The following is a 20,993-nucleotide window of genomic DNA, read 5'->3' as shown; positions in this document are numbered from 1 at the left end:
GTTCAATGCAGACGCCCCGCAGCGATAAAGGTAAACACATGGGTGAGAAAGCGGGTGAGCTCGCGGCTCGCCCAAGGACCGGTCACGATCAGCACCGCACCGACGCAGATGATCTTTGCGCCGTAAGGCAGGCTCTGATCCTGTATCTGCGTGACCGACTGCAACAGCCCGATCAGCAAACCAACGACAGTCGCCACGGCGAGAGCCGGCAGCGACAACCAGAACACCAGCATGAGCGCATCGCTGGACAACGTGGCAAGAGACGGGACACTGTTCATTTGGCATAGCCGAGGATAAGGCCGTGCATCAGCTTTGAGATACCTGACACCGACACGAAGATAAAAAGCTTCAATGGGATCGATACCGTGCTTGGCGACAGCATCATCATGCCCATGGCGGTCAGCACGTTGGCGACAACCAGATCCACCACCAGAAAAGCGATATAAAGCAGAAAACCCGCCTCGAACCCGCTCGATATTTCGCTGATCAGAAACGCGGGAACCAGCAGTTGGAAATCAGTCTCGTGGGCGTCGCGCACGGGATCGATCCGCTTCGCGGCGCCGACGAGAAACTTCCGCTCGTCGGGCCGCGAATGCTTCAGCATGAATTCGCCGAGCGGACCGCGTACCGCCTGCCACAGCTCGGTGGGACGAGGCATCGCAACTTCACCGCTGTCGCCGGCCGGCAACGCGGCTTCAATCTTCGCGATGGTGGGCGACATCACGACCAGCGTCGCCGCTAACGCGATCCCCGAGATCACCAGGTTGCTCGGCGCCTGCTGCACGCCGAGTGCCGAGCGCAGGAGCGTGAGCACGATGCTGAACTTCGTGAACGAAGTCGTCATCACGACCATCAGCGGTAAAAGACCGAGCATGAAGAACATGCTGACAGTCTGCAGCTGATCGAGTTGGGGAGTCATGTCGGCAGATCCTCATGGGTTAGCCGGGTTATTCGCACTCCTAATGAACCCTCGATGTCAATCAGCTCGCCACGCGCGAACGGAATGCCCTGGCACAGTAGCGTGACCTTTCGCTCATTCGCGGGCAGCCGGAATGCGACGATCGATCCCTGGCGCAGATGCGCCAGTTCAGCGACCGACAACGATAGCGTGGCGAGCATCGCGTCGAACGCGAACGTCAGGGAGTCAATAGGCAACAGCTCACTGGTCACTTCAGCGGGCGGGATTTCATCATTCAGTACATGGTCTATCAAGGTGTGCTCCTCAGTGAACTTCAACAAAATCCGGCACGCACCCAACCGCAAAGGCACGCGCAGGTAACACGAATTACGGTCGAACAGCAGGGCATCGCCCACCGCGATCTTGCGCATACGCGGCAGCGACATTGACGGGCCAGGCACACAGATCGGCAACCGCACGTACAGGCGGCGCAGCAGCGCCTCGCTGGATAGCGGCACAGGCATACGTCGTTGCAGCCAGGCATCGACCGCGGGGCTGCAAAACGAGAAGTGAGCAGCACGACCGCTCGCAGCGTGCGTGACGGCGATGCCGTACGCGCCCGGCGGCGTGAATGCATTGAAAGCGACGGTGGTGACTTCGATCGTGAAGCCAAACAGCCCTTCGAGCGCACACAACCAGTCGCTCAGTGCGTCAACGACGTGCATCAGGGCTGTGTCACCGCGCTCGGCGATCACCGGCTGCGCGAGTTCCGGCAGCAGCGCACCGGCGTCGCACGCGGCGCTAAACGGTGTTTTCCCCACCGTGCCGGACACGAGCAGTGGATAGCGCGCGCGGCACGACTCGAACTCCAGCGTGTAGAGGCGCGCGCCGACGCGCACCGTCTGTGGCCGGCCGAAGTGCCGGATCGCCAGGTTGTGGCGCTCGGCGTCGGCCCGTGTGAGGGTTTCCATATCCGGCCAGAGACTCATGCTGCCTCCCGCGCGAACCGGCGTTGAACCACGCGAGCCGTATTCGACGAGGTGGGCCGAGGCGGCGGAGGCGCCTGTGGCGTGACCAGCAGGGCCAGCGTTTGCCGCACGCCACGCTCGATGTTGTCGAGCGCCGTACGACCTGACCCGTCAGCCAGGTCGTAGGTACGCAACACTTCCGCCACGCCGTCCCGGATGCCGCGCTCCAATGCCCGCAGTTGCATCTTCAGGCCGCCATCAATCACGCCAGCTTCAGTTTCGATGACGCACGAATGGGCAGGTAATCCCGCATCGGCCAGAACCGTGCAAAACGGTGTGCCGAGTTCCTTTTCGATCGCTGCGATCAGTTGCGTGGCTTCCTTGAACACCGGTGCGGCAACGCGCACAGACACGAGTCGTTGCGACTGCGACACGGCGACCGCGCGCCGCAACTGATTGGCCAACGTGGCCGACGGCGGCAGTCCGCCGACAATGTCACACACCGCGCTCAGCACGATCTGCGTCAACCGGTCTTGCAGACGATGCGCGGCAAAGGCGGCCGCAGCCGCGTGTCGGACATGCTCACGCAACGCAGCGGCCTTGCCGGCTGACTGACCGCGACGCCACGCACGGCGTTTGAGCTCACGCACCTGCGCGGCGAGGTGAGTGCGTTCTTGTGCCGCTTCAACTGCGCGCTCCGCTTCGACTGCTCGAATGCCTTCAAGCGACGCCAGTTCGAGCACGCTCAAATGGCCGTCTGACTCGATTCGCCACGCGCCCATTCGACAGATCAGCATAAGTGCGCCTCCATCAAGCGCCGCGCGTCGACAACCAGCTCCTGCGCGTCGAGCGTCGACAATCCGTGCACTTGATAGTGCGCAGCCGCCTCGGATATATCGCGCGGCAGGCGCAGGCTCCACCAGAACGCGTAGCGGGAGTCCGCGGCAGCCCGCATCGCCAACGCCAGTCCGAGCGCTGTCATATCGCCCCGGCGGGATAGCGATGGTGGCGGCTCGACTCTCAGGTCGGCCGCGTCGGCACGCGGGTGCTGTTGAATCGCAACAAGCACGCGCGGAGCGACGCTGACCGCCAGCGCAGCACGGGCCCCAGCAGCGACTACGCGGCGCAACGAACGGGCGAACGCGAGCGCTGCAACGATCCGGCACAACCGCGCGCACGCAGGCCGCGGCCAGAGCGGCAGAACTGGAGGCACGTCGCTAAGCACCACCTGTGCAAGTTGCGGGTAACGGCTGAACAGAAAGGCATGGGCAGCACGCGCGGCGCGCTCCTGTCGAATCGGTTGTCCGGCTTCGAGCCAGCTGTGATGCGCCCAATGGGCGGGTGCGCAGGCATAGGCGTGCTTCATGTGTCGCCTCCGATACGGGTTGTGGATTGTGGCGGAGCCGTTCCGGCTTCCGCAGTGTCGACGGTGCTCGCGTCAGACGCGTCCTGTTGCGCGTTCTGCACAGGCTGCCAGGAGTCTTCAGGCGGTAGTCCGTGCGTCTTCCGTTTGAACCACGTACGCTTTCCCGAGTGCCACAACCACATGAACCCGGCGACCAGCAGCACGACCACGGCCAAGACATACAGCATTGCCGTCACGCGTATTGACGCTTTGCTGTTGTCGCGCTCGCAGGCCGTCGCATCGACCGCGCCCGAGGCACTGGCGACGTCGGCACCGTCCGCGCAGTTGCCCGGAAAGCTCAGCACCGGCGTCACCGCCAGCAACGTCAGCGACACGCGCTCTGGCGCCAGCCCCTCCACACTGCCCGCCACCAGCGCGCGAATCCGGTCGCTCATCAGTTCGATGTTGTAGTCGCTGCGGTAGCGCATCATTACGGACGCCGACGGCAGCGTGTCACGCGTGGGATCCATCGGATCCTTTTCGGGCAACACGATGTGCACGCGGGCGAGCAGTACGCCGTCGATCTTTTCGAGCGTTTCGGACAGTTCCTGCGACAGCCCATACACGTAGCGGACACGATCCTCCCCCGGGCTCGAGATCAACCCCTGGCGGCTAAACAGGTCACCGAGATTCGCGTGGCCACCGCGCGGCAGTGCATACGCGCTGGCCAGCTCGGTGGCGATCACCGCATCGCTGTCGTCGACCGAGATGTTCCAGGTCCGGTCCGCGTTGCGTTCCTTGTAGCCACTGATGCCGTGATGGCTCAGCGCGGCGACAATGCGGTTCGCCTGGTCCTCGTCCAGGCCTTCAAAAAGCGAGGTTCTGCAGCCGACGAGGAGAAGCAAGACCGGCAGCAGGATCAGGGCGCGGCGCATCAGCTTCGTTGCGTCAGCGTCTGGATTGCGCGGCCGATCTCGTCGGCCACGCGCACCGTCATCTGCACCTTCACCGCGAAGGCGCCCATGTCAGCCTGAAGACGCAGCATGTCGGACGTTGAGACGCGGCCAGAGTCGAGTTGATCGAAGTGTTGCGCCAGTTGCTGCGCCGACGCATCCTGCGAGTTCTGCGCGTGCTCGAGCAGACGCTCGACCAGCGAAGCGCTATCGCCCGTACCGCCTGCGGACGGATCCGTGACTGGAGCTACAGGGGACAATGGGCCGACTTGCGTCGGCATGGAGGTGACCGGTGGTTGCAACATATCAATGCCTGCTTAGATTAGTCAGTCTTTCTATGGTTGAAAAGGAAGCCGCAACGGGGACGGCCTGCGCGGCGAGAGCGGCGCGGGTATAAGGTGCGCATTCGGGCAGGTTCAGAAATGCCGCCGCCATCGAACTCGCACCAGGCTCGTCGCTGTCCCCCACCGCCGTCAGCGTGCGCGCGCCGAGCTCGTAGTGGCCTTCGAAAATCTGGCACACGCCGAGCCAGGCGCGTGCCAGTGCGCTGTCCGGCACAACTTCGAGCGCTATGCTGAACAGCAGCGATGCGCCGCGGTAATTCGCACGATCGAGTTCGACAAGACCCTTCCCGAGGTACGGAAAGGCCCGCCGCGGATACAGCAAGACCAGCCGGTCGAACAGGTAGCGCGCCTCATCAAAGCGCCCGTTGACGCGAGCGTAATGACCGATCGAAATCAGTAATTCCAGTGTGTCGTCCTGCATCTGCAATGGCTCCCAAAGACGCCGCTAGGGCGTCTTTGTCCCGGTTAAAAAAACGTTACTTGGAAGCGCGCGCCGTTTCCTTCTGCGCGTCGGTCAGGCCCTGGATACAGGACGATGCAGCACTTTGGGTCGTGTTGACCGAGCCCATCGCCTGCTGGACCTTCAGCATTGCGACGTTCTGCTGCTTGTCGTCGGCGACTTCGGCCTGCTTCAATTTGTTGTCGAAGTCCTTGTTCTGCTTTTCCAGAATCTTCGCCAGCACTTCGACAACCTTCTGGGCCGATATACCTCCTGTGTCTCCGACCACCGAAGAGCCACCACTACCACCACCAGCACTACTGCCTCCCGAATTCGGAGACATTGTCGTATTGACTTCACTCATTTTTTGGATTCCTAAATTTAATCCCGAGCGTTTGTGAAGCTCGCGCTTCGTTCAACCACCTGCCGAGCCGCTCGCAAACACTCGACAAGCAGAGTCAGTTCATTTTTCACAGTCGGCGCCGCCGTCACCAGCGCACCGCTCATGCGGTCGATCTCAGCGGTCAGCCGTGTCGCGATCATCTTGCTCCCGGCGCCGCCGGCTTCAGCAAGTTGAGTCTCTATCAGTAAGTCGGCGCACGCGCCAAACGTGCTTTTACCGGCATTTTTTGGGGGCATGAGCAGCATCCATAAAAAATTCGTAGGTCGAACCATCGTCGTCGCGCACGACATACGCGGAGCAGGTCGAGATTCGCGTGACCCGTCCGATGGGTAATCGTGCACCCGGGAAATAGCGCACGCCCTGTGCATCCGTGAGCCAGACTGCGTGACGGCTGGCGAGCAGATTCAGACCGAGCGCTTCGAGCGGCACACGCACCTGTTCTCCTTCCTGCGCGTGGCCGGGAAAAGTGAGACCGCCCAGCCCCTTGATCTCGGCACTTGCCAGGCGGGCAACGCGTGTGTAATCCCACGATTCGGGCGACAGAAACCCCTGGGTCGCGGGCAGCATCGCAGTGAACGTACCGGGCTCTGCAGGGCGCACCTCGGCACCACGGTAGTAGCGCGCGAGAAACTCGCCAACCTGGTCCTGCAACTGCGTGAGCACGATCACGTGCATCACCGGCGCGCGCTTCTGCGACCACGCACTAGCGGTCAGTGCAGACAGATCGGCGGGCGTCTGTACATAGCCGTCATAGACAAGCGCGCCAGACTTCGGGTCGATATGCGTCGTCACCAGACGGAACGCTTCGTTGGAACGCGCTACACGCGGTGCGTCGGACCACTGGCTCGATGCAATCCACATTAGCAGCACAAATGCGAACGGCGTCCCGAGGACAGCTGCTTTTGTCACAAGCGACGCATCCGACCAGCGTCTGGCGAGATACACAAGCGGCGCATGGCGCAGCAAAAAAGCGCGCTCGGCGTTACGCACAATCGCCGTGCCCGGCGCATGGTTGCCACTGAACTGAAAGGTCACGACACCCGCCGAAAACCAGGCACCGCGCGCAAGCATCACGCGCCGTCCCGGCGGCACGGGTCGGCCGAACACCGAGACCTTCGCCTGGTGAGCAACCAGTGCGAGCGCCGTGCCGTGCAATTCGATGGTGATATGCAACGGTTCGACGCCTTTGTCTATCACCATCAGGTCGGCATCGCCGCCGCTGCCTATCCGCATCGGCCGGCCAGCCGGCACCACGACGCTCGCGCCGTTGTGCACGCCGCCCTTCACGACGATCAGCGCGTCAGCGGTCATGGCGGTTCTCCCACGGCATCTTTGTCGCTATCGGTAAAGAAGGTAATGACAAAAGCGATGGCGACGATGACTGCTGCGTCCCTCCCGCAGCGGGCTGCGCCAGCGTCCGCGATCCAACCTCGACGTTGGGCGCCACGGTGCCCCCCGTGTGGACCGGTTCCGCGGAACCTGCCGCGGCGCTTCCCGGCGAAGGTTCCGGCGTACGCAACAAGGTCGATACGACACCCACCTGTGCCGGGATGGCATCCGGACTCGAACTTGCGGCGCCTATCGTCGTTCCCGCGACGACCGGCACCACATTCGACTCCCCGCCACCCGGCTGGCGTTTTAGGCGCGGCGTGATCATGATCAGCCGTTCGAAGCGCTCGCGCGTGGTCCGGGTATCGCGGAACAACGCGCCAAGGTACGGGACGTCGCCGAGCACCGGCACCTTCGATGTGGTGCTGTCGCTGCGCTCGTATTGATAACCGCCTATCAGCAGACTCTCGCCGTCGCGCACGATCGCCTGAGTGACGACCGAATGGTTGTCGACCCTCGGAATTCCGTCCACCGCCATCGACGTATTGAAGGTGCCGTCTTCGATCTGGATGTTGAGCCGTATATTGCGGCGCGGCTCGCCACTCGATTCGACGCTCGGCGTCACCTTCAGCGTTAGCCCCGTGTCGATGTTGAACAGGTCGACGGCCTGGTTGCCCGCCACGCGCACATACACCGAACTGCGCGAAGTCAGGGCCGCTTCCGTGTTGTTCAGCGTGAGCACCTGCGGGCGCGACAGCACACGCGCCTTACCGCTCTCTTCCAGGGCCTGGATCTGTGCAAACAGGTACTGCGCCGAATTACCGACCAGCGTCGCGAGATTCAGTCCGGTCATCGCGCTGGCCGGCGTCGTCAGGGCCGCGGCGCCGATGCTCAGCGGCGCGCTCGCGGTCCCGACGGCGCCGTTGATCCGGCCATTCGCGCCGCCCCACCGCACCCCGAGTGAGCGCGCCGCATTCGACGACACGTCGATCACTAACGCGTCGATCTCAACCAGTTCCTGCGGCTGGTCGAGCATCGCGATCGCACGCTCGTAGTTCGGCATCATCGACACGAGGTCGCTGATCACCACCGCGTTGCTGCGCTGGTCGGCGACGATGTTGCGGCGCGCCTGGGTCACGGCGGGCTGCGCGGTGTCAGAGTCAGGCAGTGGGACCCGCTCCCCCTCGCCTTCGGGCGATACGCTGCCAAGGCCAATGCCGAGCAGGCTTGGCAGCGGGGGCGGCCCGCCCCGCGTGCGGCGCTCGCTCGCGCGCTCATCGGTGCGCGTACGCGTTATGCGCGGCGTCGTAGCCTGCCAGGTGTCCGACATCAACCGGCGCAGCAGTGACGCGATACCCAGCACGACCTGCTCCTGCGCCCCGACCGTGTAACGAACGTCCTGCGCCTGCGCGTAGCGCAGCGGAAAAACACGGATGACGGTCTCATCAAATGACGGGTCGACCGTCGTTTGCCGCTGCGCCTTGTCGATTGCGTCCGCCACCGCGTCGACGAATTTCGATGGACCCGCAACCTTGACCGTGGTCGCCGAGTATTTGATCGGCAGGCGGGGGTCGTCGAGATCGAGGTTGCGAAGCAACGACGCCACCGCTTCGCGGGTCATCGGCGCAAACGGGATAACCCGGCTGCGCACGTCCGAGGCCGTCGCGACATGCATCGCCTTGCCGTCGAAATACCAGACGAGGCCGTAAGCCTCTACCAGTTGGATGAAGACGTTGCCCGGCGTGTCGTCGAAGCGGCCGTTGACCGGTCCTTTTACCTCGCGGCCGATGTCGGTGCTCATGCCCTCGACGGCGAGTACGTCGCGCAACACATCGGGCAATGGTGCGCCGTTCACTGCATAGTGAATCGGTGCACCCTGCCAAACGGGGGTCGCGGCGTCGGCCGCTGACATCAGCAGCACGGGACAAGCCACCCCGAGCAGCCCCGCAATGTGGCGTACGGCAACCCGGATCGCCCACTGTGGCAAGGACGGAGCTCCGCCTACCTTCTCGATGATCGAATCGTTGCACCACGTCATTAGCATTAAAAATCCCTAGCTGCGTTTATTGACTACGTCAGCTAGAAATTTAATGTTGTTTCAACACCACCTGGTGATACACATATACGACACCGGCCGAAGATCAAACTCTACGCACGCCTTGATTAAACAAAATCTCAAAGCAAAAAATTCATGCGCGCTTCGAGTTCACCCTGATGAGTTTTCCTATCCTAAAAATAAGGCGAAATCACACATTGTCGCAAGTCGTATATCTGTATGACCTGCCGAGTTAGCAGAGAGAGAGGATTGACGAACTGCCAACCTGATTATCGGATTATGACAAACGAACCATTCGATCAAAGCCGCGACTCTCCGATTTTCTCGCCCTCGTGCAGGGCATTAATGGGCCTTGAGTCCTTGATAGAGGGTCTGTACCTACGGATTTCGCATCTGCCGACTCGCGCAGACCCACCGACATGCGAATGACACAGTATTGCAACTTCAGTCCTCAGCTTGCGAAACCAAGACTGCGCTCCATCAGAATCAACGGATTTGCAACATGTCTGCGGCTCGAGGAGATTTACTGGCGAATCATCGAAGAAATTGCACGCCAGGAATCCCTAACGGTCGGCAAGCTAATCTCAAAGTGGGCTATCGATATTGATATGACACAAGAAATCGTCTGCAATTTCACCGGGTTTATCAGAATAATTTGCGTAACCCAAATAATCGGACAAAAGCACCTGATCGATATGAAGACCATCGACCCGGACGCGCCAGGCAATGCGTTTCAATAACTTGCAAGGAGGTTCATCGGGATAGGCACATTCATTTTCCCCATATGTGGCGGTGCGATAACCGCAGAACACGACGCGTAATTACTCACGCGAAACAACAACTGACCGGTTTAAATTTTTAATCACAAGGATTTGATCATGACGAATGCAATCAACAACATGAACAACAGCACGTCGTTCAACACGGGCAACACGTCCGTGCCGACGCAAAGCGGCAAGCAGACCGAAGCGCATTTCGCCTCCGTGCATATGTTCCCCGCCGACAAAACCGGGAACGGCGGCGATACGCAATCGTCTTCCGGGGCAGCGGCACAGCATGCCCACGCCCACCACGCAGGCGCGGGCGGTGACAGCCAAGCCGCACAGGACGCCGACTCATCGGCACAGGGGAGTGGGAGTGGCGGTAGCGACATGATGGGCGCGATGGGCCAGATCATGGACCTCATCAAAACAGCCATTTCCGCTGCGGCACAAGTGGTTTCGCCAATTATGAGCATGATCACGTCGATGATGGGCCAAGCGGGTTCGTCGGGTTCATCGGGTTCATCGGGAACGGGCGCCTCTTGACAGAGCCCTGAACAGCCGGCCGTCGGGTAGCCTCAGCCGGCCTGGGGGCGGCATCCAGTATGCCGCCCCGCTTCGAATCCCGCCCTCCCCCTCAGGACGCAATGAATAATTCCCCCGTGCCGGGTCCTCTCGACCTCCGGCGAATCGACGGACTCGTACGACGCTCCAATGCGGAGTTGCACACGGCCATTACTGGTTTTGTCGACGGCGGCCATCGCCATGTCGGCGAAATGCTGCGCAACGCCGTACCGCCGGACGCGGTCGTGCAGCGTTTCCTCGACGAATTGCAGTTGATGCGGGATTACGTGGGCACCTCGTACCGGGTGTCGCGGGTCTCTTGCGACGGACTCGCCGCGCTACAACGCAGCCGAGGCCGGCATTTTGCCGACCTCGGCGTGCAGTGCGCCTTTGTACTGCCGCGCAACGCCGCCGCATGGGCGATTAACGCGGTGCAAGCGCAACCGCGCGACGGGGCGTACCAGCTATTCTCGATCTTTGACGAATCGGTCCCACAGAAGAATCTGTCGACAGCCCTGCTCGCCGATCATGTCATCGTGCCCCCCGGGACCCCGCTGCGTCTGACGGGCCTGCGCATCATCGGGGGCCGAGCTGCATTGGGTCCTGGCCGCCCTCGCATCATCGCGCATTTCGCCCGAGCCGACCCCGCATGCGGCACACCCTATGACCTCTACAACGATGCATGAGGCGCCTGACGCAAGTAGCCGGCGTGCGCTTTTACCAACCTCTCTGATAACCCGGCGTGCTGATGTGCACTCTTATCCGGACCTTCGACTTGAATCGTTATCCCGGCTTCTCATTACTGCGATGCTGCTAGCCGGCAGCAACTTCGGAATCGGCAAATCGATCATCTAACTCGTCCCGTGCCGTAGCCGCTCCTGCGGGTAGCCAAACTGCGCCCCCGTGAAGCGCGATGCATGGCTCGATCTGTTTTTGCCGCCGCTGTTCGGCACCTTCGGGCTTACGCTGTTGATGCTGGGCGCATGGAGGATACGAATGTTGGTGTATTCCGTTAATCCCGCGAGCCGGCCATCCTAAGCGGGACGGTTCGTCAGGCCCGGCGGCAACTCGCCAATCTGCCGGAACAAGCCCAGCCAGTCTTCAATGTGCCACGTCTTGGCAATGCGGTCATCGCGGAGTTCATGGAAAGAATGAATCGCGAAATCGACCGCCTTGGACGTAGCCGGAATGCCCATGAATGGTCCCGACTGCGTACCCGTGATCTTTGCACGCACGCCGACCATGGCGTCGTGGATCAGGACATCGAGCAGGATGATTCTCATATCGGGGAGCGCATGCCGCAGATCTGCAAGCATGGGTGCTATCTCCTCCACGCCGATCGGTTGTCCCGATGCCCCCGCAACATACTGCCAGTCGGAAGTGACGGCCGTGCGCAGAAGCGGTATATCCGCAAGCTCGATAGCGCGATAAAAACGCGTGATGACATCCCTCGTGGCGGCGTGCCCTACATCGTTCGATACAGTCATGTTCCATCCTCTCGGGCGCTGATGAGACGCGCATAGGCAAGCAGTCGGCCCGCTCCCTTATGCTGCATTCCATCTGCATGGGAGAGGGTTTTAGCAATGATAAGCCACTTGGCAGACTACGCCCGACTACGGCACACGACGCCTTTTCACGCAGGAAAATCTGTCGACCGCGATAGCGCCTCCCAGGCCAGAAGCTCCTGCTCGACAAAAGCATTCTTCTCACGAACCCGCGTCAAGGCGTCCGTGCCCAACTGAAGCCGCAGTGGTGGATTCGGGGCGGCCACCAACGTCAGCACGGCCTGGGCGAGCCGCTTGGGGTCTCCTGGCTGTTGATGGTTGTACGCCCTCGCCGACACGCGAACCTTGCCTGCGGTTTCAGCGTAGTCCGCAATCACATTCTTCGCTTCCATCACAGACGACGAATCGAGAAAGTCCGTTCGAAAATAACCCGGCTCGACGACCGTGACATGAATGCCGAGCGGCGAAAGTTCTGCGTGGAGCGCTTCTGAAAGTCCCTCTACTGCAAACTTGGTCGAACCGTACACGCCGAAACCCGCACCGACCCGATAGCCGCCAAGCGACGACATGTTGATCACATGCCCCGAATGCTGGCTGCGCATTTGCGGCAGCACGGCGCGCGTGACGTTAAGCAAACCCATCACGTTGGTGTCAAAAATACTGCGGACCTCTTCGGCACTGCTCTCTTCAACCGCGCCTGCCAAGCCATAACCGGCGTTGTTGACAAGCACCTCGATGCGACCGAAATGCTCGACCGCCATCTTGACGGCTTGATGAGCCGCCGACTCGCTGGTGACATCGAGGTCGACAGCCAACAGGCCGGGCTGCGAGCCGAGTGCGCCGGTGACGGCACTCGATTTGCGCGCCGTGGCAACCACGGCGTCACCTTGAGCAAGCGCCGCTGCGGTGATCTCGGCGCCCAATCCGCGCGATGCGCCGGTGATCATCCAGACGCGCTTGAAGCTGGTTTGCAGGGTCATTTTAAATCTCGCTGGTAGGAACGGCGACCGGAAATCCGGCTGCCATGACGCGAATCCTACGCATCCGATTCAGCTTGAAAAAGCGTATCGAGGTACATTCGCTATGAACCAAAAGTTCATAATGGAGCGGTGCATGGACAAGGATCTTCTGGACGGCGTGGCCATGTTCCTGGCGGTGGCCGAGCATAAGAGTTTCACGACCGCAGCCGCTCGCCTGCAGGTTTCACCCACGGCGGTAAGCAAATCGATCCGGTTGCTGGAGCGGCGTCACGGCGTGTCGCTCTTTCAGCGCACCACCCGGAGAGTCGCGTTGACCGAGGCAGGGGTATCGCTGTTCGAGCGCCTGCGTCCGGCTGTTGAAGATATCGACGGTGCGTTTGAAGCGCTCAATAGCTTTCGCGACAACGCCTCCGGTACCTTACGCGTCACGATGACCCGTTCTGCCTGCACGCTGCTGATCGAGCCAATGATCGAACAATTTCGCCTGGCCCATCCCGACGTGCATCTGGACCTGACGCTCGATGAAGGCGCCGTGGATCTGGTGGAAAGTGGCTTCGATGCCGGCATTCGCCTGGGCGAAGCGCTCGCGAAAGACATGGTGGCTTTGCGGCTCACGCCGGACGCTGTCTGGTCGGTTGTCGGCAGCCCCGCATATTTCGCAAGGGCAGGACGTCCACGAACGCCGCAAGACCTGATGGATCACGAAGGCATTCAGTATCGTTTCGTTAAATCAGGCGTCGTCCACCGATGGGACTTTCAGGTCGATGGCCGCAAGGTCATGATCGACATCGGCAGCCGTCTGACGGTCAATGATCGAGGCGCCTTGATTAAATTTGCTCGGATGGGCCTGGGGCTCGCGTACGTCGCGGATTTCGAAGCCCAGCGTGAGCTGGCCGCAGGCGAACTCGAACAAGTGTTGCTGCCCTTTACTCCTCCTGGCGACGGCCTGTATTTGTATTTCCCGGTCCGCACGCAGTCGCAGGCAAAGCTAAGGGCATTGATTGATGCACTAAAGCCTAAGCGCTCAACCAAAGGCTAAGCGCCAGGGTTTATTTGGCCGCCTGATATCCATCCGTCAACGTATTCAAAAACGCGACCACGTCCTTGATTTCCGCCTCATCCAAAGCAGGCTTTTCACCGGGCTTGCGATCGAATGGAGCGTCGGTATTGAGATTCGCCCAGTAGCGCTTAGGCAAGTCGTCGAACTTCTGGACCTTGCCGTGAACAGTCGGATAAAACTTCTCTGGGTTCGTATCGCGTTGAGCATAGAAGCGCACGGCTTCGTCCAGCGAGTGATAGATCCCGTTATGGAAAAACACCTTGCGTGTGGCCACATTGCGCAATGACGGTGTTCTGAAGATGCCGCAATACTCCGACTGGCCCTTAAGGTCGTGGCGTTCCGGACCGCACGCGCCGAGGTCGAAATACTTAGGGTCCTTGTTGATAGGCAATGCCCGATTGCGCGGCACACCCAGCGCAATCAAACCAAAGTCGCTGAACTGCGGCGGCGAGCCATCTTTCGCGCGCTGGCTGATATGACATGCGGCGCAATTGCCTTTCTTCTCGTCGTTGAATAATTCGAGCCCGCGCATTTCCGCCTCGTTCAGCTTCGCCTTGCCCGCAAGAAATGCATCGAACTTGCTGGTGTACGGATAGAACTTGTGCGGCGTCTGCTCAAATGCTTCAAGCGAGCGCAGGATAGCGTCGAAGGCTTTCTCGTCGTTGTCGAAAATGGTGGTGCCGAATGCTTCGCGCAGTTCTGGTTGATGCTGGGGTGGTCGGTTCTGGGGGTAGCGGTCAGGGTCAATGCTGGGTTGGTCGGTTCTGGGGTTAGTGGTCAGGGTCAGTGCCGGGTTGGTCGGTTCTGGGGGTAGTGGTCGGGGTCAATGCCGGGTTGCTGCTTTCGGCCGTGGTGGTCTGCGTGAGTCGGATTTTCTCTTTATCACTATTAGCCACTGTGCGTGGCGGCACGTCATTTCTGATATGACTTTCCGTGTCAACAGGTGTTTTTAGCTGTGGTCATCTTTTCTCTTCCTACAATTTCCTGAGGGCGGCGTAGCAGTAACACTCGACGGTGAATCAATCTGATATTCGCGGGTTGGTTACCGCATTACAGTGATCCGTCTCGTGAGCCTGCCGCTAACTTTGTGCGCAAGTCGGCGTGAACCGTTGATAAGCCGTTGCAAAGAAATGCCGCGGGTAACTCTGATGCCGGGCTACGCCGCCTTCAGGAAACTGCCTTTTCGATGATTGCAAAACTGTTTTTTGCTGGTTTAGACAGCCGCTCTGGAGTTGTTGATCGCCTGCTCCATGCCCAGACGGGCGATGTCCCAGATAAACCCGGCGAGTTCGCGAGCGATCGCGACGACCGCCACGTTTTTGAGTTTGCCCTTCGCCACCATTCTTCTAAAGCGCCCACACAGACGCAACTGCGCGTCCCAGGCGCGATCGATAATCACCTTGGGCACGCCCTCATGACGCTGCTGAATCTCGGGACTCACCCGGGCCGTATGCCGATAACTCCAGGCGGCCTCGATCAGCAACTTTCGCGCAAGCGAATTGCCCGTCTTGGTGATGCTGCCCTGGCGCCGGCTGCCCCCCGACGAGTATTCTGAAGGCGTTATGCCCAGCCACGCCATCAACTGCCGAGGATGGGCAAAGCGCGTCACATCGACGATCTCCGAGAGCAAGCCAACGGCGGTGGTGAACTTGATGCCGCGCATGGTTTGCAGGGCGAGCACGGCGGGATAAAAGCGCCACTGCGGCACCGCTTCGCGCAAGGCCGACTCAAGCCGCTCGCACTGCGCAAACCGGTCTTCGATCGCGCGGCGCAACTCGGTGAAGGCGAGGTCCTGCCATGCGTTGCCGAACGAGAACTTGCTGATCCAGCGTCGATGCGCCGGTCCCCAGTTCGCCGTGCCCGCGTATCGCACGGCGTGGGCGAGCAGGAACGATTTTAACGCTTGGCGGGCGCGTTTGAGGGCATCGCGCGTACTGGCCCAGACACGCGCAAGATCGCGAAATGCTTCGTCTTCGACGGTGGGCACATGCACGGCGCTGAGGTCGCCCGCGCGCAGTGAGCGCACGAGCTTGAGCGCGTCGCGGCGGTCGGTCTTCACGCGATCGCCGGCTTTGCGCGGGATCAGCGAGGGGGCGCACACCATGCACTCGAAGCCTTTGGCAGCGAGGCGGCGCTGCAGGTCATAGCCCAGAGGACCGGCTTCATAAACGATTTTTACGTGGCGAGCCTTGGATTGAAGCTTTTTGCATAACTGATCAATATCGCGAGAGCGCGTGCCGATCTTGCCGAGCACTTCGACTTCGCCGCTGCCCAGCGCGTAGGCAACTGTAATCGAGTCTTTGTGAACATCCAGTCCGACAAATAACGTGATATCGTTTTGCATGCTGGCCTCCGGGTTGGAAACAAAACCTATGAGTGACGGGTTCGCCCTCACTGTTACGGCTCTGGCACTATGCTAACCCGCGTGTTTTAGCTCTGCCACGGGGGCCAGCCCTTACTGCTCACGGAAGTCATACTAACTTTGTCCAAAGCGACAAAGAAACGAAGCAAAGAAAACGCTTTTAACCACGCTACCCTAAGAGACTGTTGCAGAATTAAGTTTGCATATTTTTTAGCCGGGTCCAGCAAGTTAAAGCACACGCGAGCGTGAGGAAGGCTTCGTGTATGTGCGCATATTTCTCGTAGCGCATCTTCAGGCGGCGATAGGAGTGCAGCCAAGCGATCGTACGCTCGACAGGCCAACGTGTTTTGCCTAGACCACTGCCATGGGGTGAGCGCAGTTTCGCGAGTTCAGGAGTGATGCCGCGTTTGCGAAAGCGTCGCCGATGTGGCTCAGAGCTATAGCCTCGGTCGCCCTGAACAATTTTGGGCTTACGCAAGGGCCGTCCTGGCTTGCCTCGAATTGGCGGAATGGCTTCGACCAGTGGGTCAAGCTGAGTGACGTCATGGCGGTTTGCGCCCGTCAGGATGACGCCGAGCGGGATGCCTTGTGTGGTGGTCTAATTTCCTCGGACAAGTCGATAGGAGGACAATCCTGAAATCGATGAGGAATTGAGCTAGATGACAAGAAGGCGCCGACAATTTGACGCCAGCTTCAAGCTGGAAGTGGTGAGGATGATACGAGACCAAGGGCTATCGCTGAGCGAGGTTTGCCGGTCGATGGAACTTGGTGAGACAGCTGTGCGTCGCTGGGTGGCGCAGTACGATGCCGAGTCCAGCGGAGGGGCCGGTGTGGGCAAGCCACTGACGGCCGAGCAGCAGCGTATTCGCCAGCTTGAGATGGAGAACCGGCAACTGCGCGAGGACAATACGCTGCTAAAAAAAGCATCGGCCTTCTTTGCACGGGAACTGAGGTGAGTTACCGCGTGGTAGCCCACTTGCAACAGGAGGCCGTATCGGTCAGTGACGCCTGTCGGGTTTTGCAGGTGAGCCGCTCTGGCTACTACGCGCACCGGCGTGCCAGGCCGAGCGTAAAGCGTCTGCAAGAACAGACTCACGTCAAGGCGGTATTCGCCGCCAGCGGCGCGAGCTACGGCAGCCGGCGCGTGATGCATGCGCTGCGTGAGCAAGGGCTACGTATCGGGCGCCATCGGGTGCGTACGCTGATGCGCGAAGCGAGCCTGCGCACGAGCTGGAAGCGCAAGTTCGTGTCGACCACCGACAGCAGACATACGTTACCTGTGGCCGCGAATGTGCTCGACCGTCAGTTTGACGTGGCCGAGCCCAATCGCGCGTGGGTTTCGGATATCACATATATCCGTACGGCCCAAGGCTGGCTGTATCTGGCGGTCGTGCTGGACCTGTACTCACGCAAGGTGGTTGGCTGGTCCATGGCGCCCACTATGCCAGCCGGGCTAGTGATATCGGCCTTGAACATGGCGCTGCAGCAGCGCTGCCCAGCACCGGGACTGGTACTGCATTCCGACCGGGGTAGCCAATACGCGAGTGATGAATACCAAGCCTTACTTAAGCAGCATCATGTGATTTGCAGTATGAGCCGCAAGGGAAATTGCTGGGACAATTCAGTGATGGAGAGATTCTTCCTGAACCTGAAGATGGAGCGTGTTTGGCAGCGCCGATACGCCAACCACGAAGAGGCACGGCGCGATATCAACCAGTACATCGTCAGTTTCTACAATGCCGTGCGCTTGCACTCGACTTTGGGTTATCTGTCGCCCGCTGCCTATGAGGCAAAACTGACAGTAAAAGAACCTATCGGTCTGTCCGAAATAACTTGACCACTACATTGCGCATCGACGATGATATGGTGTTTGCTGCCGAGTTTGCGCCGGTCCGTGGGGTTTGGGCCTGTTTTTTTCCCGCGTACAACGCGCGAATGGAGGAGCTGTCGACCAGTACTCTGGCCATATCGAGTTGGCCTCGACGGCGCAGTTCGGCCAGCATCGTTTCGTGCATGCGTTGCCATACGCCCGCTTTATGCCACTGGTCCAGGCGCCTCCAGCAAGTGGAGCCCGACCCGCAGCCCATTTCCTGCGGCAGCAAATTCCACGCGAGGCCTGCGCGCAGCACGAACACGATGCCTGTGAGCACGGCGCGATCAGGTATTGGCTTGCGTCCTGCATACCGGCGATTGCGCGGCGCAGCTTTGGGCAGCAGCGGTTCGATGAGTGCCCATAATTGGTCGTCTATAAGTTCCTTAGCCATGGCTTCCTGTCAGGGAAAACAAGACAGAAGTTAACACCAGAGCCAAAAAGTTAACAGCCCCTTTTTGTAATTCTGCAACAGTCTCTAAGTGTCCACAGCGTGCAGTTTCTATTCATGGGTGCCCCAAAAGCACGGTGCTCGCCAGAGCGGAGGATGTGTGAACCCCTCTTTCTCCGAACACGGATACCCACACGCTTCGCCACCAGTGATTGAACCTGCCCAAGGAGCACCCCGCGCTATCCGCGGACGACCTCCCGCCAAATTTGTACGCATGACGGACCACGCCGCCAACCCGCCAAGCAACGAGGCCGCAAAAATGCGTAAGGCCGTATCCAACGAAAATAACTGTCTAGGCCGTGCAGCAAACTCACCAAAAACTGAAGTAGTAAATCCGCATCGGGCTGTGACGCGTGAATATAGGCGCGTAGACCGAGAGCCAACCCACCAAGAAACCGCGACCGTAAATATGTGTGAGGCCATTTGGATTCCTTAGCGATCGTGCTTGCCCGAGAGCGTACGGGGCGAAGCGTGTTCGTGTCAGGATTCGCGAGAAGGAGGGGTTCACACATCCTTCGCTCTGGCGAGCACCGTGCTTTTGGGGCACCTATGAATGAAAACTGCACGCTGTGGACACTTAGGGTAGCGTGGTTGAAAGCGTTTTCTTTGCTTCGTTTCTTTGTCGCTTTGGACAAAGAAATGACGTGCCGCCACGCACAGTGGCTAATAGTGATAAAGAGAATATCCGACTCTCGCAGACCACTAACACTGAAAGCACCAACCCGGCATAGACCCCGACCGCTACCCCCAGAACCGCCCACCCGCCATCCCCGCCCCCCCACCCCTACATATTGATCTGCCCACCCAACTCAACCACACGATTAGGCGGCAAACTATAGTACTCCGCCGCTTGCGCAGCATTCCGCCCAAGAAACGCGAACAGCTTCTCGCGCCATAGCGCCATCGCCTTGCTTTCACCGGTAGCACGAATCGTGTCGCGGGCGAGGAAGAACGAGGTATCGGCGGCATCATAGGTCCAACCGGGAATCTGCTTCTGGATCAGCGTCAAAAGCGCCGGCACGTCGGGAATCTCCATGAAGCCGTGACGCACCCTGACCGCATAACAGCCATCACCAAGATCCTCCACCACGGCCTTGTCAGCGTCCCTGACATGGGGCACGTTGTCGGTCGTGCCGGCGAGAAAGATGTTCGTATTGTGCAGCACACGGTTGTGCTTGAGGTTATGCATGAACGCCGTCGGAGTCATGCCGGCCACGCCGCCGGGGAACACCGCCGTGCCTTCAACGCGCGACGGCGGGTGACTGCTCCTGCACAGCGAATGGATGATGTCCTTGAGCGGCAGGTTCTCCGCTTTCATGCGGTCGATCAGCGTTTCGCGTCCCTTGTGCCAGGTCGTCATGACCGTGAACAACGTAGCGCCTGCAAGCAGCGGAAACCAGCCGCCGTCGAGCACCTTGCTGACGTTACTCGATACAAACACCGCATCGACAATCGCAAATGGCCCGATAACAAGCGCCGTAGCCAGCGGTTTCCAGTGCCAAAGGCAATGGGTGATGAAATACATCAACAGGGTGGTGAGCAGCATGGTGGAAGCCACCGCAATGCCGTAGGCGGACGCGAGGTTATCGGATGATTTGAAGAACACCACCAGGAACACGACAGCCGCGAACAACGAGAGATTGATGAACGGTACATAGACCTGACCAATTTCATGCGTCGATGTATGGACGATCGGAATGCGCGGCAGGAAACCAAGCTGCACGGCTTGCTTCGTCATGGAGAACGCGCCCGAGATCACCGCTTGCGACGCAATAATGGTTGCCGCCGTCGCCAGGATGACAAGCGGGACAAGCGCCCAGCCGGGAGCCGACTCGAAGAACGGTTGTTTCAGCGTAGCGGGATGCATCAACACGAGCGCGCCCTGCCCGAAATAGTTCATGACCAGGCTCGGCCAGACGAGAAACATCCATGCGAGACGGATCGGCTTTTTACCAAAGTGCCCCATGTCCGCATACAAGGCTTCGCCGCCGGTCAGCGCCAGGAAGACCGAACCCAGCACGATGAACGCGGTGCCCGGGCTATGCGCCACGAACGATATGGCGAAGGTCGGCGAAGCGGCTTCAAGAATGAGCGGATGTTGGACGATGTGAAGCAAACCCAGCGCGGCCAAGGTCACGAACCAGACCACCATGACCGGCCCGAAGATCTTCCCCACAGCACTGGTGCCGTGCTTCTGGATGGCGAACAAACCCGTCAGGATAACCAATGAAATAGGCACGATCCAGGCGGTGAGCTGAGCATCGATCAGCGTCACGCCTTCCACCGCCGATATGACGGAAATAGCCGGCGTAATCATGGAGTCGCCATAGAACATGGCCGCGCCGAACACGCCCAGCGTCAGCAAGACATTACGCAAGCGCTCGGGAGCAACGCCCGATGCCAGCGCGGTCAGCGCAAGAATGCCGCCTTCGCCGTCATTGCCTGCTCGCATGACAAAGCTGACGTACTTCAGCGTGACGACAATCAGGATCGACCAAAGGATCAGCGATACGATGCCAAACACATTAACCTGACTGGCTCCGCCCGCGGCCTTGAGACATTCCCTAAGGGTGTAAAGCGGACTTGTCCCGATGTCTCCAAAAACGACGCCTACAGCGCCAAGCATTAAAACGGGTGCACCTGGGACCACTTTGGTCGAAGAATTTGCAACGGATGCTGACATATGCCTTTCGCTCGATTTGTTA

Annotated in this window: 21 protein-coding genes and 4 pseudogenes; 6 read left to right on the top strand and 19 right to left on the bottom strand. The window is 60.0% G+C overall.

The annotated features are described in order from the left end of the window. Positions 1-2 precede the first annotated feature (2 nt). Genes sctS through sctC form a run of 12 tightly spaced genes read right to left on the bottom strand, consistent with a single transcriptional unit; the run spans position 3 to position 8,723 of the window. A complete protein-coding gene (gene sctS / locus ACSQ36_RS35725; protein WP_436185728.1) occupies positions 3-278 on the bottom strand; it encodes a type III secretion system export apparatus subunit SctS in 276 nt (91 codons plus the stop codon). Continuing rightward, complete coding sequence (gene sctR / locus ACSQ36_RS35720) at positions 275-919, bottom strand: type III secretion system export apparatus subunit SctR (protein ID WP_436185727.1); 645 nt, start codon at positions 917-919, stop codon at positions 275-277. Before sctR ends, sctS begins: the two co-directional genes overlap by 4 nt. Beyond that, the gene (locus ACSQ36_RS35715; RefSeq protein ID WP_436185726.1) at positions 916-1,887 is read right to left on the bottom strand and encodes a FliM/FliN family flagellar motor switch protein; all 972 of its coding nucleotides are present in this window, start codon (positions 1,885-1,887) and stop codon (positions 916-918) included. Before ACSQ36_RS35715 ends, sctR begins: the two co-directional genes overlap by 4 nt. After that, the gene (locus ACSQ36_RS35710) at positions 1,884-2,663 is read right to left on the bottom strand and encodes a FliH/SctL family protein (protein WP_436185725.1); all 780 of its coding nucleotides are present in this window, start codon (positions 2,661-2,663) and stop codon (positions 1,884-1,886) included. The genes ACSQ36_RS35715 and ACSQ36_RS35710 overlap by 4 nt, the downstream gene beginning before the upstream one ends. Next, positions 2,657-3,232 (bottom strand): hypothetical protein, encoded by a 576-nt coding sequence (locus tag ACSQ36_RS35705; RefSeq protein ID WP_436185724.1) that lies wholly within the window; start codon positions 3,230-3,232, stop codon positions 2,657-2,659. Before ACSQ36_RS35705 ends, ACSQ36_RS35710 begins: the two co-directional genes overlap by 7 nt. Continuing rightward, entirely contained in the window at positions 3,229-4,146 is a 918-nt protein-coding gene (sctJ, locus tag ACSQ36_RS35700) for a type III secretion system inner membrane ring lipoprotein SctJ (protein ID WP_436185723.1), read from the bottom strand. The genes ACSQ36_RS35705 and sctJ overlap by 4 nt, the downstream gene beginning before the upstream one ends. After that, complete coding sequence (locus ACSQ36_RS35695) at positions 4,146-4,445, bottom strand: acyl carrier protein (protein ID WP_436185722.1); 300 nt, start codon at positions 4,443-4,445, stop codon at positions 4,146-4,148. Before ACSQ36_RS35695 ends, sctJ begins: the two co-directional genes overlap by 1 nt. A 25-nt stretch (positions 4,446-4,470) precedes the next feature. Beyond that, the gene (locus ACSQ36_RS35690) at positions 4,471-4,929 is read right to left on the bottom strand and encodes a tetratricopeptide repeat protein (RefSeq protein WP_436185721.1); all 459 of its coding nucleotides are present in this window, start codon (positions 4,927-4,929) and stop codon (positions 4,471-4,473) included. A 55-nt stretch (positions 4,930-4,984) separates the two neighbouring features. Beyond that, positions 4,985-5,311, bottom strand: a complete 327-nt coding sequence (locus tag ACSQ36_RS35685; protein WP_436185720.1) for a hypothetical protein — start codon at positions 5,309-5,311, stop codon at positions 4,985-4,987. A gap of 17 nt (positions 5,312-5,328) precedes the next feature. Beyond that, positions 5,329-5,586, bottom strand: coding sequence for a hypothetical protein (locus ACSQ36_RS35680; RefSeq protein WP_436185719.1), 258 nt, complete (start codon positions 5,584-5,586; stop codon positions 5,329-5,331). After that, entirely contained in the window at positions 5,564-6,661 is a 1,098-nt protein-coding gene (locus ACSQ36_RS35675; RefSeq protein ID WP_436185718.1) for an FHA domain-containing protein, read from the bottom strand. The genes ACSQ36_RS35680 and ACSQ36_RS35675 overlap by 23 nt, the downstream gene beginning before the upstream one ends. Next, positions 6,651-8,723: a type III secretion system outer membrane ring subunit SctC gene (sctC, locus tag ACSQ36_RS35670; RefSeq protein ID WP_436185717.1), complete on the bottom strand. Its 2,073-nt coding sequence runs from the start codon at positions 8,721-8,723 to the stop codon at positions 6,651-6,653. The genes ACSQ36_RS35675 and sctC overlap by 11 nt, the downstream gene beginning before the upstream one ends. 431 nt (positions 8,724-9,154) lie before the next feature. Between sctC and ACSQ36_RS35665 the strand changes: the two genes are divergently transcribed. The 4 genes and pseudogenes from ACSQ36_RS35665 to ACSQ36_RS35650 all read left to right on the top strand — a co-directional run. Next, positions 9,155-9,475: a ribbon-helix-helix domain-containing protein gene (locus ACSQ36_RS35665; protein WP_436185716.1), complete on the top strand. Its 321-nt coding sequence runs from the start codon at positions 9,155-9,157 to the stop codon at positions 9,473-9,475. Positions 9,476-9,613: 138 nt separating this feature from the next. Further along, positions 9,614-10,042 (top strand): hypothetical protein, encoded by a 429-nt coding sequence (locus ACSQ36_RS35660; RefSeq protein ID WP_436185715.1) that lies wholly within the window; start codon positions 9,614-9,616, stop codon positions 10,040-10,042. 101 nt (positions 10,043-10,143) lie between these two features. Then, positions 10,144-10,746, top strand: coding sequence for a hypothetical protein (locus ACSQ36_RS35655; protein ID WP_436185714.1), 603 nt, complete (start codon positions 10,144-10,146; stop codon positions 10,744-10,746). 121 nt (positions 10,747-10,867) lie between these two features. Beyond that, a pseudogene (locus tag ACSQ36_RS35650) lies at positions 10,868-11,038 on the top strand (DMT family transporter); the annotation flags it as partial. Positions 11,039-11,094: 56 nt separating this feature from the next. Here the strand turns inward: ACSQ36_RS35650 and ACSQ36_RS35645 are convergent. After that, positions 11,095-11,547 carry an ester cyclase gene (locus ACSQ36_RS35645; RefSeq protein ID WP_436185713.1) on the bottom strand — a complete coding sequence of 151 codons (453 nt, stop codon included), beginning with the start codon at positions 11,545-11,547 and terminating at the stop codon, positions 11,095-11,097. A 146-nt stretch (positions 11,548-11,693) separates the two neighbouring features. Continuing rightward, positions 11,694-12,545 carry an oxidoreductase gene (locus ACSQ36_RS35640; RefSeq protein ID WP_436185712.1) on the bottom strand — a complete coding sequence of 284 codons (852 nt, stop codon included), beginning with the start codon at positions 12,543-12,545 and terminating at the stop codon, positions 11,694-11,696. Positions 12,546-12,678: 133 nt separating this feature from the next. Between ACSQ36_RS35640 and ACSQ36_RS35635 the strand changes: the two genes are divergently transcribed. Beyond that, on the top strand, positions 12,679-13,584 hold the full coding sequence (locus ACSQ36_RS35635; RefSeq protein WP_436185711.1) for a LysR family transcriptional regulator: 906 nt from the start codon (positions 12,679-12,681) through the stop codon (positions 13,582-13,584). Positions 13,585-13,594: 10 nt separating this feature from the next. On the opposite strand, the pseudogene ACSQ36_RS35630 reads toward ACSQ36_RS35635, so the two are convergent. The 3 genes and pseudogenes from ACSQ36_RS35630 to ACSQ36_RS35620 all read right to left on the bottom strand — a co-directional run. Then, positions 13,595-14,305: pseudogene (locus ACSQ36_RS35630) on the bottom strand (cytochrome-c peroxidase); the annotation flags it as partial. A 513-nt stretch (positions 14,306-14,818) separates the two neighbouring features. Next, positions 14,819-15,949 (bottom strand): IS110 family transposase, encoded by a 1,131-nt coding sequence (locus ACSQ36_RS35625; protein ID WP_436180774.1) that lies wholly within the window; start codon positions 15,947-15,949, stop codon positions 14,819-14,821. Between the two features lie 211 nt (positions 15,950-16,160). Next, positions 16,161-16,556, bottom strand: a pseudogene (locus tag ACSQ36_RS35620) (transposase); the annotation flags it as partial. Positions 16,557-16,626: 70 nt separating this feature from the next. On the opposite strand from ACSQ36_RS35620, the gene ACSQ36_RS35615 reads away from it, so the two are divergent. Next, positions 16,627-17,804, top strand: a protein-coding gene (locus ACSQ36_RS35615) for an IS3 family transposase (protein ID WP_436182871.1) whose coding sequence is annotated in 2 segments (ribosomal slippage) — positions 16,627-16,894 and positions 16,894-17,804 — 1,179 coding nt in all. Because the reading frame shifts where the segments join, the coding sequence is not laid out codon by codon here. An 11-nt stretch (positions 17,805-17,815) separates the two neighbouring features. On the opposite strand, the pseudogene ACSQ36_RS35610 reads toward ACSQ36_RS35615, so the two are convergent. Together ACSQ36_RS35610 and ACSQ36_RS35605 are read right to left on the bottom strand one after the other, a co-directional pair. Then, positions 17,816-18,231: pseudogene (locus tag ACSQ36_RS35610) on the bottom strand (IS5 family transposase); the annotation flags it as partial. Between the two features lie 841 nt (positions 18,232-19,072). Further along, entirely contained in the window at positions 19,073-20,971 is a 1,899-nt protein-coding gene (locus tag ACSQ36_RS35605) for a potassium transporter Kup (protein ID WP_213769209.1), read from the bottom strand. Between the last annotated feature and the right edge of the window lie 22 nt (positions 20,972-20,993).

It is taken from the genome of Caballeronia sp. LjRoot34, assembly GCF_964253815.1.
GTDB lineage: Bacteria > Pseudomonadota > Gammaproteobacteria > Burkholderiales > Burkholderiaceae > Caballeronia.
The sequence above is the reverse complement of the archived record's forward strand: the minus strand, read 5'-3'. Positions and strand labels throughout refer to the sequence as shown.

Excerpts from the sequence above, each read along its gene's own strand:
- sctS (WP_436185728.1), bottom strand. The coding sequence starts at position 278 with ATGAACAGTGTCCCGTCTCTTGCCACGTTGTCCAGCGATGCGCTCATG.
- sctR (WP_436185727.1), bottom strand. The coding sequence starts at position 919 with ATGACTCCCCAACTCGATCAGCTGCAGACTGTCAGCATGTTCTTCATG.
- ACSQ36_RS35715 (WP_436185726.1), bottom strand. The coding sequence starts at position 1,887 with ATGAGTCTCTGGCCGGATATGGAAACCCTCACACGGGCCGACGCCGAG.
- ACSQ36_RS35710 (WP_436185725.1), bottom strand. The coding sequence starts at position 2,663 with ATGCTGATCTGTCGAATGGGCGCGTGGCGAATCGAGTCAGACGGCCAT.
- ACSQ36_RS35705 (WP_436185724.1), bottom strand. The coding sequence starts at position 3,232 with ATGAAGCACGCCTATGCCTGCGCACCCGCCCATTGGGCGCATCACAGC.
- sctJ (WP_436185723.1), bottom strand. The coding sequence starts at position 4,146 with ATGCGCCGCGCCCTGATCCTGCTGCCGGTCTTGCTTCTCCTCGTCGGC.
- ACSQ36_RS35695 (WP_436185722.1), bottom strand. The coding sequence starts at position 4,445 with ATGCCGACGCAAGTCGGCCCATTGTCCCCTGTAGCTCCAGTCACGGAT.
- ACSQ36_RS35690 (WP_436185721.1), bottom strand. The coding sequence starts at position 4,929 with ATGCAGGACGACACACTGGAATTACTGATTTCGATCGGTCATTACGCT.
- ACSQ36_RS35685 (WP_436185720.1), bottom strand. The coding sequence starts at position 5,311 with ATGAGTGAAGTCAATACGACAATGTCTCCGAATTCGGGAGGCAGTAGT.
- ACSQ36_RS35680 (WP_436185719.1), bottom strand. The coding sequence starts at position 5,586 with ATGCCCCCAAAAAATGCCGGTAAAAGCACGTTTGGCGCGTGCGCCGAC.
- ACSQ36_RS35675 (WP_436185718.1), bottom strand. The coding sequence starts at position 6,661 with ATGACCGCTGACGCGCTGATCGTCGTGAAGGGCGGCGTGCACAACGGC.
- sctC (WP_436185717.1), bottom strand. The coding sequence starts at position 8,723 with ATGCTAATGACGTGGTGCAACGATTCGATCATCGAGAAGGTAGGCGGA.
- ACSQ36_RS35665 (WP_436185716.1), top strand. The coding sequence starts at position 9,155 with ATGCGAATGACACAGTATTGCAACTTCAGTCCTCAGCTTGCGAAACCA.
- ACSQ36_RS35660 (WP_436185715.1), top strand. The coding sequence starts at position 9,614 with ATGACGAATGCAATCAACAACATGAACAACAGCACGTCGTTCAACACG.
- ACSQ36_RS35655 (WP_436185714.1), top strand. The coding sequence starts at position 10,144 with ATGAATAATTCCCCCGTGCCGGGTCCTCTCGACCTCCGGCGAATCGAC.
- ACSQ36_RS35645 (WP_436185713.1), bottom strand. The coding sequence starts at position 11,547 with ATGACTGTATCGAACGATGTAGGGCACGCCGCCACGAGGGATGTCATC.
- ACSQ36_RS35640 (WP_436185712.1), bottom strand. The coding sequence starts at position 12,545 with ATGACCCTGCAAACCAGCTTCAAGCGCGTCTGGATGATCACCGGCGCA.
- ACSQ36_RS35635 (WP_436185711.1), top strand. The coding sequence starts at position 12,679 with ATGGACAAGGATCTTCTGGACGGCGTGGCCATGTTCCTGGCGGTGGCC.
- ACSQ36_RS35625 (WP_436180774.1), bottom strand. The coding sequence starts at position 15,949 with ATGCAAAACGATATCACGTTATTTGTCGGACTGGATGTTCACAAAGAC.
- ACSQ36_RS35605 (WP_213769209.1), bottom strand. The coding sequence starts at position 20,971 with ATGTCAGCATCCGTTGCAAATTCTTCGACCAAAGTGGTCCCAGGTGCA.